The organism is Halopiger aswanensis (assembly GCF_003610195.1).
GTDB lineage: Archaea > Halobacteriota > Halobacteria > Halobacteriales > Natrialbaceae > Halopiger > Halopiger aswanensis.
The window spans coordinates 295,426-311,900 of record NZ_RAPO01000003.1 but is presented as its reverse complement, the minus strand read 5'-3'; the positions used below and the strand labels follow the sequence as shown (position 1 = coordinate 311,900).

At 66.2% G+C, this 16,475-nt stretch carries 14 protein-coding genes; 7 read left to right on the top strand and 7 right to left on the bottom strand.

Translation table 11 applies throughout. The features are described from left to right. Window positions 1–27: 27 nt before the first annotated feature. From ATJ93_RS15485 to arcD, 4 genes are all read right to left on the bottom strand, one after another. Window positions 28–411: a 2Fe-2S iron-sulfur cluster-binding protein gene (locus ATJ93_RS15485; RefSeq protein WP_120245552.1), complete on the bottom strand. Its 384-nt coding sequence runs from the start codon at window positions 409–411 to the stop codon at window positions 28–30. 4 nt (window positions 412–415) lie between these two features. Then, window positions 416–1,825, bottom strand: a complete 1,410-nt coding sequence (locus ATJ93_RS15480) for a selenium-binding protein SBP56-related protein (protein ID WP_120245551.1) — start codon at window positions 1,823–1,825, stop codon at window positions 416–418. Window positions 1,826–1,908: 83 nt separating this feature from the next. Then, the gene (locus ATJ93_RS15475) at window positions 1,909–2,313 is read right to left on the bottom strand and encodes a 2Fe-2S iron-sulfur cluster-binding protein (protein WP_120245550.1); all 405 of its coding nucleotides are present in this window, start codon (window positions 2,311–2,313) and stop codon (window positions 1,909–1,911) included. A gap of 111 nt (window positions 2,314–2,424) precedes the next feature. After that, a complete protein-coding gene (arcD, locus tag ATJ93_RS15470; RefSeq protein ID WP_120245549.1) occupies window positions 2,425–3,888 on the bottom strand; it encodes an arginine/ornithine antiporter ArcD in 1,464 nt (487 codons plus the stop codon). Between the two features lie 156 nt (window positions 3,889–4,044). Between arcD and rio1 the strand changes: the two genes are divergently transcribed. Continuing rightward, window positions 4,045–4,920 (top strand): serine/threonine-protein kinase Rio1, encoded by an 876-nt coding sequence (gene rio1 / locus ATJ93_RS15465; RefSeq protein ID WP_120245548.1) that lies wholly within the window; start codon window positions 4,045–4,047, stop codon window positions 4,918–4,920. A 33-nt stretch (window positions 4,921–4,953) separates the two neighbouring features. Here rio1 and ATJ93_RS15460 read toward each other — a convergent pair whose 3' ends face one another. After that, entirely contained in the window at window positions 4,954–6,591 is a 1,638-nt protein-coding gene (locus ATJ93_RS15460) for a bifunctional metallophosphatase/5'-nucleotidase (protein WP_120245547.1), read from the bottom strand. Window positions 6,592–6,924: 333 nt separating this feature from the next. Between ATJ93_RS15460 and ATJ93_RS15455 the strand changes: the two genes are divergently transcribed. From ATJ93_RS15455 to ATJ93_RS15430, 6 genes are all read left to right on the top strand, one after another. Then, window positions 6,925–8,169, top strand: coding sequence for a tryptophan--tRNA ligase (locus ATJ93_RS15455; RefSeq protein WP_120245546.1), 1,245 nt, complete (start codon window positions 6,925–6,927; stop codon window positions 8,167–8,169). A 98-nt stretch (window positions 8,170–8,267) separates the two neighbouring features. Beyond that, window positions 8,268–8,798 (top strand): YfcE family phosphodiesterase, encoded by a 531-nt coding sequence (locus tag ATJ93_RS15450; protein ID WP_120245545.1) that lies wholly within the window; start codon window positions 8,268–8,270, stop codon window positions 8,796–8,798. Window positions 8,799–8,899: 101 nt separating this feature from the next. Then, window positions 8,900–9,457, top strand: coding sequence for a KH domain-containing protein (locus ATJ93_RS15445; protein WP_120245544.1), 558 nt, complete (start codon window positions 8,900–8,902; stop codon window positions 9,455–9,457). 147 nt (window positions 9,458–9,604) lie between these two features. Then, window positions 9,605–10,585: a hypothetical protein gene (locus tag ATJ93_RS15440; RefSeq protein WP_120245543.1), complete on the top strand. Its 981-nt coding sequence runs from the start codon at window positions 9,605–9,607 to the stop codon at window positions 10,583–10,585. Between the two features lie 212 nt (window positions 10,586–10,797). Beyond that, window positions 10,798–12,459 carry a thermosome subunit alpha gene (gene thsA, locus ATJ93_RS15435; protein ID WP_120245542.1) on the top strand — a complete coding sequence of 554 codons (1,662 nt, stop codon included), beginning with the start codon at window positions 10,798–10,800 and terminating at the stop codon, window positions 12,457–12,459. 455 nt (window positions 12,460–12,914) lie between these two features. Further along, the gene (locus ATJ93_RS15430; protein WP_120245541.1) at window positions 12,915–13,910 is read left to right on the top strand and encodes an ornithine cyclodeaminase family protein; all 996 of its coding nucleotides are present in this window, start codon (window positions 12,915–12,917) and stop codon (window positions 13,908–13,910) included. Window positions 13,911–13,983: 73 nt separating this feature from the next. On the opposite strand, the gene ATJ93_RS15425 is transcribed toward ATJ93_RS15430, so the two are convergent. Both ATJ93_RS15425 and ATJ93_RS15420 read right to left on the bottom strand, forming a co-directional pair. Next, the gene (locus tag ATJ93_RS15425) at window positions 13,984–15,426 is read right to left on the bottom strand and encodes a sugar porter family MFS transporter (RefSeq protein ID WP_120245540.1); all 1,443 of its coding nucleotides are present in this window, start codon (window positions 15,424–15,426) and stop codon (window positions 13,984–13,986) included. A 90-nt stretch (window positions 15,427–15,516) separates the two neighbouring features. Continuing rightward, complete coding sequence (locus tag ATJ93_RS15420) at window positions 15,517–16,284, bottom strand: YqjF family protein (protein ID WP_120245539.1); 768 nt, start codon at window positions 16,282–16,284, stop codon at window positions 15,517–15,519. Between the last annotated feature and the right edge of the window lie 191 nt (window positions 16,285–16,475).

The following is a 16,475-nucleotide window of genomic DNA, read 5'->3' as shown; positions in this document are numbered from 1 at the left end:
CGACGCCGCCGTCGGTCCGTCGTTTCGCTACTTCCAGGGATTCTCCACCAGTTCGGCGTGGACGCTCGAGCCGACGGCGACTCGACAGTCGGTCCGCGGCGCGGCGATACACAGCAGCACGTAGCCGGTGTCGCGGTGGCGCTCCTTCAGCGCCCGCGGCGGCCGCCGGTACGCGAAGGCGTCGGCGACGTCGGGCGTCCCCTCGTCGGCGTCTCCGTTACCGTTGCTCGAGAGCAACCGCCCCGTACAGGTGCCGCAGGCGCCGGTCCGACAGCCGAACGGCAGGGCGATGTCGGCGCGCTCGGCGGCCTCGAGGACCGTCTCGTCCTCGCCGATCCGGATCGTCCGCCGCTCGCGGTCGGCGTCGGGCCACTCGAGGGTGACGTCGTGGCGCCGCGTCTCGTCGCCCATCCGCTCACTGCCAGACGTCGCTCGTGCAGTCGCCGTCCGGCCACCGGATCTCGTGGGCGCGAGCCGGCCCGTCGGGACACTCGCCCCAGTCGACGAGGAAGTCCTCGTCGAGTTCCATCGTCCCCTTTCGGGGGTCGACGTCGGCTTTCAGCATCACCGAACCCCGCTCGCCCTCCTCGGGGTAGAACTGCTCGTCCCACGAGGAGAACAGCGAGGTCGTCCAGTAGAGCCGTTCGCCGTCCAGCGAAAGCTGGATCATCTGCGGTCCGGCGGACAGTTCCCGGCCCTGGACCTCCTGCACGTCGCCGAAGGTGCCGCCGACCGACAGCGAGTCAGCCCGCCGCGGGTTCGCCGGGTCCGAGATGTCGTACATCCAGACGTCGCCGTGGAGCCAGTTCGAGCCGAACAGGTAGCGGTCGTCCATCGAGATCAGGATGTCCGTCGGCAGTGCGGGCACGGGCATGTCCCAGTCGGGGTGCTCGCGATCCTCGAAGTCGATGACCTTTTCGGCGCGGTACTCGCCCGTTTGATCGCGCCAGAAGTGGAAGATGTTCGACGACAGCGCGGCCCCGACGAACCCGTGGGTCGATTCCGGCGTGTGGAGGAACCGGACTTCGAGCGGGATCAGTCCTTCTTCGCCGAGGTCGATCGTCTGCTCGACGGTGCCGTCCTCCCAGTCCCAGAAGTGAAGCTGGTGGCCGTAGTTGCCCTCCTCGACGTCCTCGAGGTCGAAGCCCGGGTAGTAGGTTTTGGGCGCGGCCCACTCGCTCGAGACCATCACGTTCTGGCGGGGCTGGTACCAGTAGTCGTAGTTCATCTCGATCTCGCCCGGCGGCTCCCACCGTCCCTCGATCTCGAAGTCGTCGTTCAGCTCGAGGAACCCGCCCGGCAGGTCGCCGTCGGCGTCCCCGAGCATGCTGATGAGGATCTCGCCGTCCGGGATGCAGTGGACGGTGTGGGGCGCCGAGAGGTCGTACTCGAAGACCTCCTCGGGTTCGATGACCGTCTCGAGTTCCGGGTTTCGTCGGTCCGCCGCGTCGATCACGTGGATCCGCGAGGAGCGCTGGCCGGGCACGATCAGGTGCCGGCGCTCGAGGCCCTCCATGTGACACGACGACGAGCAGGCGTTCCACCCGAAGTGGTGGAGTTCGTCGCCGCGGTTGGGCAGTTCGATCCGGTCGACGATCTCGCAGTACGTCTCGGACTCGGGATCGAGGTCGACGACCGCGACGAAGTCCGAAGCGTCGACGTCCGTGCCGACGTAGAGGCTCATCACGTAGGCGAGTTTCTCCCGCTCTCCCTCCTCGATGGCGGCCTGGGGCGTCGCGTAGCCGGGCCCCTCGTGGTCGTGGTGGTGCTCGTGGTCGTGTTCCGGCTCCGGTTCCGCGTCGCCGGGTGTGCTAGCGTCACTCATACTAGTACCGACCACGAAGCAGTAGATAAGTCTGTCCGGGGTGGTCCGTCGGGACCGAGAAGGACCGAGGGCCGCCGCGAGAACTACGCCCAGGGACTGTCGCCGACCTGTGCGCGGATCTGGGGACCGACCTCGAGGCGGCAATCGGCCCGCGGCTGGGCGATACACAGCAGGACGTAGCCGTCGGTTTGCTCGCGCTCGGTAAGCGCCGCGGGCGACCGTCGGTACGCGAACGCGTCGGCGGGATTGGGGGAGCCGACCGCGCCGTCCGCGTCGGAATCCTCGTCCGTCGCCTCGTTGTCTCCGGCGTCGTCGCCGTCGACCTCGAGCAACCGACCGACGCAGGTGATACAGGTCCCTTTCCGGCAGTCGTACGGCAACCGGACGCCGGCCCGCTGGGCTGCGTCGAGGACCGACTCGTTTTCCGGTGCGTCGATCGTTTCGGTTCGGCCGTCCGGCCACTCGAGGATGACGTCGTACTCCGTCATCGGCGCTCCTCCGGCAGTCGTCGTTCGCGTTCGCGCTGGTCGATCATGCACGCAGTACGTCGCGAGCGGGGAAAAGTCCGCGCCGACGTGAGACGCGTGTCGTCCCGTCGGTCAGTCTTCGGCAGGCGTCGATGCGGCTCCCACCGGGGCGTCCCGTTCGGGGCTGTCCTTGTAGAAGATTCCCCAGCCCGTCGCGCCCATCGCGATCAGCACCAGCGGCGAGAGGATGCCGAAGAAGTAGTAGGGTGCGTACTCGATCACCGGCACGCCGAGCGCCGAGGCCATGAAGACTCCGCCGGAGCCCCACGGCACGAACGCCGAGGTCGTCGTCCCGGCGGCCTCGACCGCCCGCGAGAGGTTCCGACTCTCGAGGTCGTACTCGTCGTACAGATTCTGGAGGGTCATTCCGGGAACGACGATCGCCATGTACTGTTCCGCCGAGAAGAAGTTCATCGCGATGGTCCCGACGGCCGTCCCGGCGGTCAGACCGGCGACGCTGCTGATGGCCCGCCCGATGTGGTACGCGATGGACGCCAGCACGCCGGTTTCCTGCAAAATGCCGCCCAGCGCCAGCGCCGCGACGACGATGGAGACGACCCATATCGAGCCCTCGAGCCCGCCGCTCGCGAGCAGTTCGTTCGTGAGGTCGACGCCCGTCTCGGGTTCGGTCCCGTAGTGGACGGCACTCCAGGCGGCGGCGAAGCCCGTCCCCTGGACGACGGTGCTGACCGCGACGCCGGCGAAGATTCCGGCGCCGAGCGACGGCAGCGCGGGGAGGCCGTAAAACGCGAGCGCGAACGTCAACACGAGCGGGAGGAACGTAAACGGCGAGACGGCGTAGCTACTCGAGAGCCCGCCCTGAATCTCGGCGATGCGGTCGGCGGGAATCGTCCCGCTCGCGTTCAGCCCCAGCAGGACGAATAGGACCAGCGAGATCCCAAAGGCGATCGCGGTACCGGGGCGCATCGCCCGAATGTGGTCCATCAGGTCCGTGTTCGTCACTGCGGCGGCGAGGTTCGTGGTGTCGGAGAGCGGCGAGTTCTTGTCACCGGTGTACGCACCGGAAAGGACGGCACCGGCCGTCATCGGCTCCGGAATCCCCAGGCCGCTCCCGATGCCGATCATCGCGACGCCGAGCGTCCCGGCCGTCGTCCACGAGGAGCCGATCGCGAAGGCGACGACCGCCGAGATGATGATCGTGAAGGGGAGGAAAATCTGCGGCGAGAGGAACTCGAGCCCGTAGTACATCAGCGACGGGATCGTCCCGGAGTCGATCCAGGACGCGATCAGCATGTAGATGACGAACAGGATGAGGATGGCCTGCAGCCCCATCAGGATGCTCCGGCCGATCCCGTCGTAGAGTTGCTCCCAGTCGTAGCCGAAGTAGTACCGGCCGAACAGCCCCGCGAAGGCGATCCCCCACAGCAGCGGCATCTGGGGGTCCATCTCGAGGTAGATCATTCCGACCGAGAGGAACAGCAACATCGCGGCGATCGGAACGAGCGCTTCTCCCAGAGACGGCCGCTTGTCCGCTGGAATTTCGTCGTATGTCTTCGGTGTGAAATCTAATCCCATGCTACTCTGTACCCGTGCTTGCGACAGCGATTACAAAAGTAGCGCCATTCTCGTCTCGGTATTCGACGTGTTCACGTGAACCACAATCGGTCCGGTAACGGCGCGTCGGCGTCGGGACCCAGCACTTTACCCGTCGCGACTCCTACACCCCGGTAGATGGGACAGGGATCGGACACGGAGTACGGACTGGTCGACCTCGAGGAAGCGGAGACGCCGGGCGACGAGTGGGAGGAGATCGACGTCTCCGATACGGAGGCCGACAGGATCGCCCGCAAGCGCGACCGCGAGTTCAACCAGTTTCAGGAGCGCATCAAGGACGCCGACCAGTTCAAGGTCGAGCAGTCGGTGTTCGACGACGCCACCTTCGCGGCGCTGTACAAGCTCGTCCAGGACGGCTACGTCGAGGCCTTCGGCGGCCCGCTCTCGACCGGCAAGGAGGCGAACGTCTACCACGCGCTGGGCGACGACCGCGAGGTCGCGGTGAAGATCTACCGGATCAACGCCTCGAACTTCCGGCAGATGCGCGACTACCTCGAGGGCGACCCCCGGTTCGAGGGCCTGGGCGGCAAGAAGAAAGACGTCGTCCTCGCGTGGACCAAGAAGGAACTGGCGAACCTCCGCCGCGCGAAGAAGGCCGGCGTCCGCGTCCCCGAACCGATCGCGTCCGAGCGCAACGTCCTCGTCATGGAGTACATCGGCAACGCCGAGGGCCGCGCGAAGCGACTCGGCGAGGTCCATATCGAGAACCCCGAGACCGCCTACGAGGTCATGCGCGAGTACATGCGCCGGCTCTACTCGGCCGGCCTGATCCACGGCGACCTGAGCGAGTACAACGTCGTCTTCGACGAGGGCCAACTCGTGGTGATCGACCTCGGGCAGGCCGTTACGGTCCACCACCCCAACAGCCGCGACTTCCTGGAACGGGACTGCAAGAACGTCGCGAGCTTCTTCTCCCGGCAGGGACTCGAGACCGATCCCGACGACCTGCTGGAGTTCGTCACGAGTCCGGAACCGGATCCGTCTCGAGACTGACGACGGCAGTCACTACCGGCAGAACCGACCGCCTCAGACCGTCTCGATCCGCCCCGCTGTTTCCGGTGCGATCGTTCCTTCGTCCTCGATCGTCTGAGTCGCGAGCGCCGATAGCAGCGTCCCTTCGTCCGACGGCACGAGTACGTCTGCTTCCGCGAACATCTCGTAGCCGTCGCCGCCGCCCGCGACGAAGTCGTTGGTCCCGAGTTCGTAGGTCGCCTCGAGGTCGACGGGCTCGCCGCCGACCGTCAGTTCCTGCACGCGCTCGCCCGGCTCGGCGTCGGGATCGTAGGCGAACGACAGGCCGCTGACCTGCGGGAAGCGGCCGTGCCCCTCCTCGACCGCACCGACGCCGTGCTCGATCGCCGCTTTCAGTTCCTCGCCGGAGACCTCGAGCTTCGTCGTGTAGTTCGGGAACGGCAGGATGTCGACGATCATTCCGCGGGTGATCTCGCCGGCCTCGTACAGCTGGTCGCTCCGGATGCCGCCACCGTTTTGGATCGCGACGTCGGCGTCGACGTCCTCGCGAATCAGGTCGGTCAGCCAGTTGCCGAAATTCGATTCCCCCTGTCGGACCGTTTCCCGTCGTGTGTCCAGATCGACCGCCGTCTCGCCGATCACTTCGTCGAGTTCCGCCTCGAGTTGCGACTCGTAGTCGGTTAGCAGCGATTCGATCTCCCCGTGAGGTTCGACCTCGCCGTCCTCCACGAGCGCCGCGAGGTCGTGGCGCTCGAACGCGTAGTCGGTGACGTCGCCGTCCGCGACCTCGAGGTCGAGTTGACCGACGTAGTCGAACTCGTCGCCCACGAACGAGAGGATCGTGTCGTCGACCTCCTCGGCCTCGTCCGCGACGTACGCGGCGTGGTCGCCGACGATGACGTCGATGCCGTCGACCGCGGCGGCGAGTTCTCTGGCTGCGGGGCTGGCGATGTGGGAGAGCACGACGATCACGTCGGCGCCCTCGTCCCGCAGGTCGGCGACGACCTCCTCGGCGGCAGCGGTCGGCTCGAGGACGTCCACGTCGTCGCCGACCGAGGTTACGTCGGGCGTATCCGCGGGTGCGAAGCCGGTAAAGCCGACCTGCACGCCGCCGATTTCCTCGATCGCATATCGGGTCGCGCCCGCCTCGCTGGCGAAGGCGTCGTCGGTGCCGGCCTCGAGGACGTTCGCGGTGACCCAGGTAAATTCGCTGGCGGCGATGTTCTCGCGCAGGCTCTCGGGCCCGGCGTCGAACTCGTGGTTGCCGATCGTGTTGTACGAAATCGGGCTCTCGTTGAGAACCGACGCGATGTGCTCGCCGTCGAAGACGGAGGACTCGACGGACATGTGCAGATCGTCGCCGTTGCCGACCGCGACGGCGTTGTCCGCGTCGTCGTGCAGACTCTCGATCAGGCCGAAGTAGTTCGCGACGTTCAGGGCTTCTTCGGAATCGCCTAACTTCCCGTGGAAGTGCGTGTCGTGGAGGAGTCGGAGACTCGTCGTCTCCTCGGCACCGTCGCCGGTTTCGTCCTGTTCCGACTCGGTGCCGTCCTGCTCGTCCGTTTCGTTCTCGTTCGGTTCGTCCGCTTCGGTCTCCTCGCTCGAGCAACCGGCCAGCGCCGCCGTCCCGACGGCGCTCAACGCTGTCAATAGTCGACGCCGCTCGAGTTCCGGAGTCTCTCCCTCGGCCATACGCGGCCTCTTCCGGAGCGGAGTAATGTATCTGCTGAAATGTTTTTACGTTGTCCTATTTTCCCGATCGGACTGGTCCTCCCGATCGGACTGGTCCGGACGACGCCGTACCCGTCCGCTACCGGCGCAACGTTCAATTAGATCCCGTTCGAACTGACGAGTGATGACGGCCGCTCTCGAGTGGCGGTGGCGCTGGCTGGCCCCCTCGAGAGCGGACAGTATCGGCGCGGCGGGCGACGCGGCCTAACCCGTCGACTGCGGCGGCGACCGCTCCCTCCGTTCGTTTCGGTCCGTACCGTTCGCCAGCCGCTGCAGTCCCCTCTCTCGAGACGAATGTCCGACGACGCCGACGACACACCGAACGACGCCGAACCGACTTCGAACCAGTCCGCCGCACGCGCCGACGGAGCCGAACGGGCCGACGGTGAGTTCACCGTCACCCCCTACGCCGTCGAGGGCGAGATCGGCTACGACAAACTCCTCGAGCGCTTCGGCGCCGACCCCCTCACGGACGACCAGATCGCCCGCTTCCCCGATCAGCCGATGCTCCGTCGCCGAACGTTCTACGCTGGCCGGGACGTCGATCGCTACCTCGAGGCCGCCGAATCCGGCGAGCCGCACGCGATCGTCACTGGCCGCGGCCCGTCGGGACCGATGCACCTCGGGCACGTCTTCCCGCTGTACCTCGCGAAGCGCTTCCAGCAAGCGACGGGTGCGACGGTCTACGTTCCGCTCTCGGACGACGAGAAGTTCCTCGCGAAGGAGCAGTCGTTCGAATCGATCGGGACGCATACCCGCGACAACCTCCGGGATATCCTCGCAGTCGGTTTCGATCCCGAGCGGACGCGGATCGTGGTCGACACCGCCGACGCGGACGTGATATACCCGATCGCGGTTCGCCTCGCGAAGCACCTCACGCCCGCGACCGTCGAGGCCGTCTACGGCGAGCAGGACACCGTCGGCCTGCAGTTCTACCCCGCCGTGCAGGCGACCCACCTCCTGCTGCCGCAACTCGTCGACGGCCGCCAGCCGACGCTGGTTCCCATCGCCGTCGATCAGGATCCTCACGTCCGGATCTGTCGCGACGTAGCGGCCAAGGAGGCCCTGCCCGTAGCGAAGCCGGGCGCCCTGCTCGGGCGATTCCTCCCGAGCCTCGAGGGGCCGGGGAAGCTGAGTTCCTCCGGCGACGCCCCGTCGATCGAACTCACCGACGATCCCGAGACGGTCGCCGAGACGATCCGGAACCACGCCTACACCGGCGGCCGATCGACGCTCGAGGAGCACCGCGAGCAGGGCGGCGATCCGACCGTCGACGTCCCCTTCCAGTACCTCCGGTTCTTCTTCGAACCGGACGACGACGCGCTCGCCGATATCGCCGAGCGGTATCGCTCGGGAGCGTTGCTCAGCGGCGACCTGAAGGAACTCGCGATCGAGCGCATCACCGACTTCCTCGAGGACCACCACCAGCGCCGGTCGGAACTGGGCGACCTGGAATCGGTACTCGAGCCCTACCGACTCACCGATACGGAACGTCGGCAGGCGCTCGAGCGGGCCGGGGTGCCGTCGCCGCAGTACTGAGCGGTCGGCGGACGACCGCTCAGGTCCGTCCGCGACCGCGCTCGTCCTCGAGCCGCGACTCCCGAACGAATTAGTGGTTCGCCCGCGCGCTGTCGCGTATGAACGTCGGCATCATCTCCGACACCCACGACAACGTCGCGGCGGCCGAACGAGCGGCAGCGATCTTCGCGGAGGAAGGCGTCGAAATCGTCGTCCACTGCGGCGATTTCGTCGCCCCGCCGCTGCTGCCAGCCCTCGAGGCGTTCGAGGTCCACGGCGTCCTCGGGAACAACGACGGCGAGATCGCGGGCCTCCACGCGGCGTTCGACGACCTCGGCTCGGAGAGCGAACTCCACGGCCGGTTCGCGAGCCTCGAGTTCGACGGGCTCTCCTTCGCCGTGCTCCACGGCGAGTCCAAGGAGGAAGTCGAGGCGCTCGCGGTGGCCGAGGCGTACGACTTCGTCTGCTACGGCCACCACCACGAGCGCGACCTGACCGAGAACGGCCGGACGACCGTACTCAACCCCGGCGGCCACTTCCCGACGATCCCCGACGAGCACCGCACCGTCGCGATCGTCGACACGCTCTCGGAATCGGTGCGGTTCCGGTCGGTCCTCGAGGACGAGGTCGGCGGCGAAGACGAGGCGTAACCGCCGGCCGTGTGTCGCGTGTCGTCACACCGCGTCACCGCCGGAGCATCCCGTAGCGTCCGGACCAAGGTCTTAACCTCGACCAGCCAGTACCGTACCGTATGCAACACGTGAAGATTCCGCAGGACCGAATCGGCGTTCTCATCGGCGAGGGTGGCGAGACGATGCGCGAAATCGAGGCCGAGGCCGAGGTGCGACTCGACATCGACTCGGAGAACGGCTCCGTCGCCGTCGAAACCGTCGGCGATCCCGTGCTCGGGCTCAAGGGCCCCGAGATCGTCCGCGCGATCGGTCGCGGCTTCGCCCCCGAGGACGCGATGCGGCTCCTCGAGGACGAGATGATGCTGTTCGACGTCGTCGACATCGACGCCGCGTCGCGCAACAAAAACGACATGAAGCGCCAGAAGGGCCGGCTCATCGGCGAGGAGGGCCGCACCCGCGAACTGATGGAGGAACTCACCGGCGCCGACGTCGTCATCTACGGCTCGACGCTGGGCATCATCGGCACGCCCGAACAGGTCGACGCCGTCCGCAGCGCCGCCGAGATGCTGCTCGACGGCGCACCACACGGGGCCGTCTACTCGTTCCTCGAGGAGCGACACAACGAGATGAAACACCAGGGGATGGAGTACCACCGGTTCCCCGGCGGGCAGTCCTGATCGCCGACCCGGTTTTGCTGCTATCGCCGCTTGTCGGAGCTGCTTCGGTCCTGACCGGGTCAGTGTCGAACCGCTGTCGATCACTATTCTCGCGTCCGAACGGTCGTCGTACACAAAGAGTTTATACTACTTACATGAATCGGGGATATGCGCCGCCGCGCACTACTGACCGGCGTCCCCGCTGGCGTCCTCGCATCGCTCGCCGGCTGTGCAGACAGACTCGACCCCGACCCCGACGAAATCGAAATCGCGCTCGAACCCGTCGAGGTCGACGCGATCGCCGAGGACGTCACCGATCGGGCGACGGTGACCGATGACGATCTCGTTCCCTCCCCGTACCTTTCCGAGCTGATCTATCGCCTCCGTGACGGCGAACAGGCCGAACTCGAGCCGATCGACCTCGAGGTGGTCGATTCCCGCCGGCACGACCCGGTGTATCACCGAGCCGGCGGCGAGATCTACCGAATCGACGAGACAGTGCTAGCCGCCGGCCGGATCACTGGGCCCGAGTACGAGGTATCGCGGATCAACAACCTCCCCGACGATGTTTCTCCCGACGACGAGGACGCGGTGCTGTCGTTCGCGGACCTCCCACCGGCCGACCAGTGGCGGCTCCACGAGGCGTTCAGTTTCTCCGAGGAGACGGAGGGGTTGATTTTCTTCAGCGATTCGGTCGTCGTCGGCTATCACGATCCCGAGCACGAGGCGAACTCGATGCTCCTCGACGGCGTCACGCAGCGGTACCTCGAGGTCGAGGGGGACTACGTCGAACTGACGGCGGGCGACGAACGGACGGCACGGGTCGAACACGTGCGACTTACCGCCGAGCGGATCGCGGACGACCCCGAGTCGTTCACCGAGTACGCGCTCGACCGCAACGCGCTCACTGCAGACGAGTTGCCCCGCGTTCTTCCGCAACTACTCGAGAAACTCCATGCGAACGACGGCAGACTGTTCGCCGCCAGAGCCGACGATGAGGAACGGTACGACGAACTCAGTCGGTATCTCAATCTGCTCCGAGAGACAGCGGAGGACGAGGCGGCCGACCAGTGGATGTTCGGCTACGGACTGTACCTCTGGGACGACGGTGACTACTACCGACTCACCTGGCACACCCCGTCCGTATAGCGGTTCGTATCCTGCGTGGACGGTACTCGACGGCCGGTTGCGAACGACGGTCGGCAGCCTGCCGACCTCGCACAACGGCAGCCATCATAAATGATGGGCTGGTCCGCTGTCACACACCGATCGCGCCACGTCTGGCGATTCGAAGCCGGCTGGTGCAAAAGGTTTATATAGAATCACAATCAATCCTTCGGACGACTATGGCACAACAGCAGATGGGCAACCAGCCCCTTATCGTCCTCTCGGAGGACAGCCAGCGGACCTCCGGGAAAGACGCTCAGTCGATGAACATCCAGGCCGGGAAGGCCGTAGCCGAGTCCGTCCGGACCACGCTGGGTCCGAAGGGGATGGACAAGATGCTCGTCGACTCGACGGGCAACGTCGTCGTCACGAACGACGGCGTCACCCTCCTCTCGGAGATGGACATCGACCACCCCGCGGCCGACATGATCGTCGAAGTCGCGGAGACCCAGGAGGACGAGGTCGGCGACGGCACCACCAGCGCCGTCGTCGTCGCCGGTGAACTCCTCAGCCAGGCCGAGGAACTCCTCGAGCAGGACATCCACGCGACCACCCTCGCGCAGGGGTACCGCCAGGCCGCCGAGGAAGCCACCGAGGCCCTCGAGGAGATCGCCATCGACGTCGACGAGGACGACGACGAGATCCTCCACCAGATCGCCGCCACGGCGATGACCGGCAAGGGCGCCGAAAACGCCCGCGACCTGCTGGCCGACCTCGTCGTCGAGGCCGTCCAGTCCGTCGCCGACGAGGACGGCGTCGACACCGACAACATCAAAGTCGAGAAGGTCGTCGGCGGCTCCGTCGAGAACTCCGAGCTCGTCGAGGGCGTCATCGTCGACAAGGAGCGCGTCTCCGACAGCATGCCCTACTTCGCCGAGGACGCCAACGTCGCGATCATCGACGGCGACCTCGAGATCAAGGAGACCGAGATCGACGCCGAGGTCAACGTCACCGACCCCGACCAGCTCGAGCAGTTCCTCGAGCAGGAGGAACAGCAGCTCAAGGAGATGGCCGAGGGCATCGCCGCAGTCGGCGCCGACGTCGTCTTCGTCGACGGCGGCATCGACGACATGGCCCAGCACTACCTCGCCCAGGAGGGCATCATCGCCGTCCGCCGCGTCAAGTCCAGCGACCAGACCCAGCTGGCTCGCGCGACCGGCGCCACGCCCGTCACCAGCGTCGACGACCTGAGCGAGGACGACCTCGGCTTCGCCGGCTCCGTCGCCCAGAAGGAGATCGCCGGCGACCAGCGCATCTTCGTCGAGGACGTCGACGAGGCCAAGTCCGTCACCCTCATCCTCCGCGGCGGCACCGAGCACGTCATCGACGAGATCGACCGCGCCATCGAGGACTCGCTGGGCGTCGTCCGCACCACCCTCGAGGACGGCAAGGTCCTCGCGGGCGGCGGCGCACCCGAAGTCAACCTCTCGCTCGCGCTGCGTGACTACGCCGACTCCGTCGGCGGCCGCGAACAGCTGGCCGTCGAGGCCTTCGCGGACGCGCTCGAGGTCATCCCGCGCACGCTGGCCGAGAACGCGGGGCTGGACCCCATCGACTCCCTCGTGGAGCTTCGCGCGGACCACGACGGCGGCAACGAGTCCGCCGGCCTGGACGCCTACACCGGCGACACCATCGACATGGCCGAGGAAGGCGTCTACGAACCGCTGCGCGTGAAGACCCAGGCCATCGAGTCCGCCACCGAAGCCGCCGTCATGCTGCTGCGCATCGACGACGTCATCGCCGCTGGCGACCTCGCCGTCGAGGACAACGACGACGACGAGGAGATGCCCGGCGGCCCCGGCGGCGGCATGGGCGGCATGGGCGGTATGGGCGGCGGCATGGGCGGCATGATGTAAGCCCAGCTTTTACGCTGCGCTCACTCGCTCACGCCGCTCGCTCGTTCGCTCGGTAAAACCTGGACCAAAAGCACTCCTCGCTCCCGCCGCGCGGCGCATGGCGCCGCGCTCCGGTCGCTCGTCGGCCTGCGAGCGCCCTCGGCGCTCGCAGTGAACGGCGCCGTTCGGGTTCTCCGAACCGCTCACTCGCCGACGATCGACTCGAGGAACGATTCACCGAGTGATACGGAGCGGGAGGCCGTCCACGCTACCGCTCGCATCGCCATCGAGTCGGCCCATCTCTTGCCGTTTCGCCGTTCGTTCCGACACTCGTCGTAGCTCCCGATCCGTCCTCCTCGTACCCATCTCGTCCCGTTCTCGAGTCCGATCGGATCGATCCCCGTTCGAGCCGCGTATCTGCTGTCCGTCGCCGTCGATTCACGACGCCTAAGTAGCTTCCCGCGATATTTGCCAGTATGAATACGCTTCTCTTAGACAGCGACGCCGTCGACGAGCACGCGCAACTGGCCGCCGTCATCGACGCCGTCGAGGAGGCCTTCGGCGCCTTCGAACGCGGCGACACGCAGATGCCCGCCAAGTCCTACATCGAACTGCCCCAGTACAACGGCGACTTCCGCTCGATGCCCGCTTACCTCGACACCGGCGACTGGGACGCCGCCGGCGTCAAGTGGGTCAACGTCCACCCCGACAATCCCGCCGAGCACGACCTGCCGACCGTGCTGGGAACGATGATCTACTCCGATCCCGAGACCGCCGCCCCGCTGTCGATCATGGACGGCACCGCGCTGACGATGAAACGCACCGGCGCCGCCGCGGCCGTCGCCACCGACTACCTCGCGGTCGAGGACGCCTCGAGCCTCGGTCTCGTCGGGGCCGGCGTCCAGTCGTACACGCAACTCGAGGCGATCAGCGAGGTCCGGCAGATCGAGGAGGTCGTCGTCGCCGATCAGGACGAAGAACGGGTTCAGCGGTTCGTCGAAACCTACGAGGACCGGTTCGATGTCCGCGGCGGTTCGATTTCGGAGGCCGGTCACTGCGACGTCCTCTCGACGGTCACTCCCGTACGAGACCCGATCGTGGGACCGGACGACGTCGGCGAGCACACGCACATCAATGCGATCGGCGCCGACGCCGCGGGCAAACACGAACTCGCGGACGACCTGCTGCAGGCTGCCCGGATCGTCATCGACGATCACGAGCAGTGTACCCACTCCGGCGAAATCAACGTCCCCTACAGCGAGGGCGTGCTGACCGACGAGGACATCTACGCGGAGATCGGCGAACTCGTCGTCGGCGCCAAGGACGGTCGTACGGACGAAACGGGCGTCACCGTCTTCGACTCGACCGGGCTCGCGATCCAGGACGTTGCGGCGGCCCGCGTCGTCTACGAGAACGCGAGCGACGCCGACGACGGCTACGCGTTCGGCATGATCGACACGAGCCAGCGGTAGGGCCGCTCTCGGAATCGCTACTCGCAGTGAACATCTCGAGCGACACCGAAAAATAGGGACTCAGTTTTCGCCGTTAATCGTCGCCCTCGACCGCTGCCGTGGAATCACGCCCGGCGTCGGTACCCAGCGCCGTCTCGCGCAGGTCGGCCTCGATCTCCTCGAGCGAGCGACCCTTCGTCTCGGGGACCAGCCGGTAACAGAACACCAGCGCAGCTAGCGACAGCGCACCGTACAGCCAGAAGGTTCCGGACTGGCCGAAGACGTCGATCAGCCGCAGGAAGGTCAGCGAGACGAGCAGGTTCGCGGCCCAGTTTAAGACCGTGACGACGCCCATCGCGGTCCCGCGGAACTCCATCGGGTAGATCTCGGAGATCATCAGCCAGAACACCGGCCCGAGCCCGATCGCGAAGAAGGCGACGTACAGCATCAGGCTCCCGGTCGCGATCCAGCCGATAGCCCCCGAGAGGCCGGGGAGGTAGAAGGCGGCGCCGAGGACGCCGAGCATCACGGTCATGCCGCCCAGCCCCGTCAACAGGAGCGGCCGCCGGCCGGTGCGGTCGATCAGCAGGACCGCGACGACGGTCAGTGCGACGTTGACGACGCCGATGCCGACCGTCGCGAGGATCGACGCGGTGTCCTCGAAGCCGGTCGACTCGAGGATGGTCGGCGCGTAGTACATGACCGTGTTGATGCCGGTTACCTGCTGGAACACGGCCAGGCCGACGCCGACGATCAGCATCGGCCGAACCCACGGCTGCAGCAGGTCGCGAAGCGTACCCGACTCGGTGCGGATGGTCTCTTTGATCTCGCGGAGTTCGTCTTCGATCTGGTGGTCGACGCGGGTGCGAGCCAGCACCTCACGGGCGTCGGCCTCGCGGCCCTGTTCGTAGAGCCAGCGGGGGCTTGCGGGCATGAAGAGCATCCCGATGAACAGAACTGCTGCGGGGAGCATGCCGAGGCCGAGCATCCAGCGCCAGTCGCCGCCCGCCGAGAACGCGTAGTTGACGACGTAGGCGATGAGGATGCCGGTCGTCACGGTGAGTTGGTTCAGCGAGACCAGCGAGCCGCGGATCTTCGGCGGGGAAATCTCGGAGATATACAGCGGCCCGACGACGGAAGCGAAGCCGACGCCGATCCCGTCGATGATGCGCCCGAGGATAAGGATCTCGACGGTCGGGGCGATCGCCATGATGAGCGAGCCGACGAAGAAGACCACGGCGCCGACGAGAATGAGTCGGCGGCGCCCGAGTCGGTCGGCTAGTCGTCCCCCGAACGCGGCGCCGAGGATCGCGCCGATCATCGCGCCGCTGACGATCACTCCCTCGATGAGCGACGGGTTCAGCGAAATCCCGAGGACCGTCGCCAGTTCGAACGTCTCCCGGATGTACAACATCGCACCGGAGATAACCCCGGTGTCGAATCCGAACAGAAGCCCGTTGAGTGCGGCCAACGCCGCCACGACGTAGACGAACGAGTTGCGCTCGTCGGCGGCGTCGCCAGTCAGTAGTGATGGCATGTGTAGACTGTGGTAAAAGTTAACTACGGTCCGAAGTAAATTTGACGATCGTTCCCGATCGATGGCTCGATCCGAAACCTGGCGGTCGGTTTATAGCCGGCGCGGTATCGATCCTGTCATCGGAAGTTCGTCGCAGTAGTACGCGATCGCCGACTCCGTCGGCACCGGAAGCCCGTCGGCCTCGAACATCGTGTTCTCGTGAATCGTCACCTCGGCCGGCTGTAGCGGCCACGGCTCGTGGGACACTTCGGCCGTCAGGGTGTTGCCGTTCGCCGGTGCGTAAAACCGTCGCCGTTCCGTCAGCCAGTACTCGAGCGTGTCCGGTTCGGGCCTGAATACGTCGCCGTCGGGCCGGTACGTTGCGGAAAACCAGCCCGACTCACGGGCCGGTTCCCCCGCGGTCGCGGGGTTGACGTTAGTCCGACGGCTCGAGAACGAAATCCCGGATTCGCTGCCGCTAACGTGCATCTGCGCGTAGTAGACGGGAAGGCGTGTTTGCCCGACTGCGGCCGCAACGAGCGGATTGCCGACGTCGATACTGAAGAAGAAGAGCCCGGGGTCGTCTCGGTACCGAACGTATGTCCGCACGTTCAGCTCGGGAACGGCGATTCTGGTCGTCGACGGCGAGCCCCGCACCCCGACGTTGACCAGCACGAACGGGAGCACGCTGATCCAGGCGTCCCCCTCCCACGTCTCGAGCGTGAGCGGGTCCGGAATCCGCGGCCGGAGCGCGTCGGGACTGATCGGCCAGTGGACGAACAGACCGTGTCGCCACGTCATCGAGGTGAGATGTGGGAGTGTCGGCAGCGCCGCCCCGCTGTCGTGCCGTCGAAACGGTTCTATATAGTTCGCCGTCATCTTGACCGTGCTGTTGCCGCCTTGCTACACCGGTACGTGGCATAAAACAGCGCGCTGCCTGTTGGATCCGATTGATGTCGCGATCAGTATCGACATTCGATACTATCTGGGAACCCGATAGAAAGTCTCGATTCGATTCCGGACGCATTTATTTCATCGATTCCGTTACTTTAAATACGGTTGCATAGCAA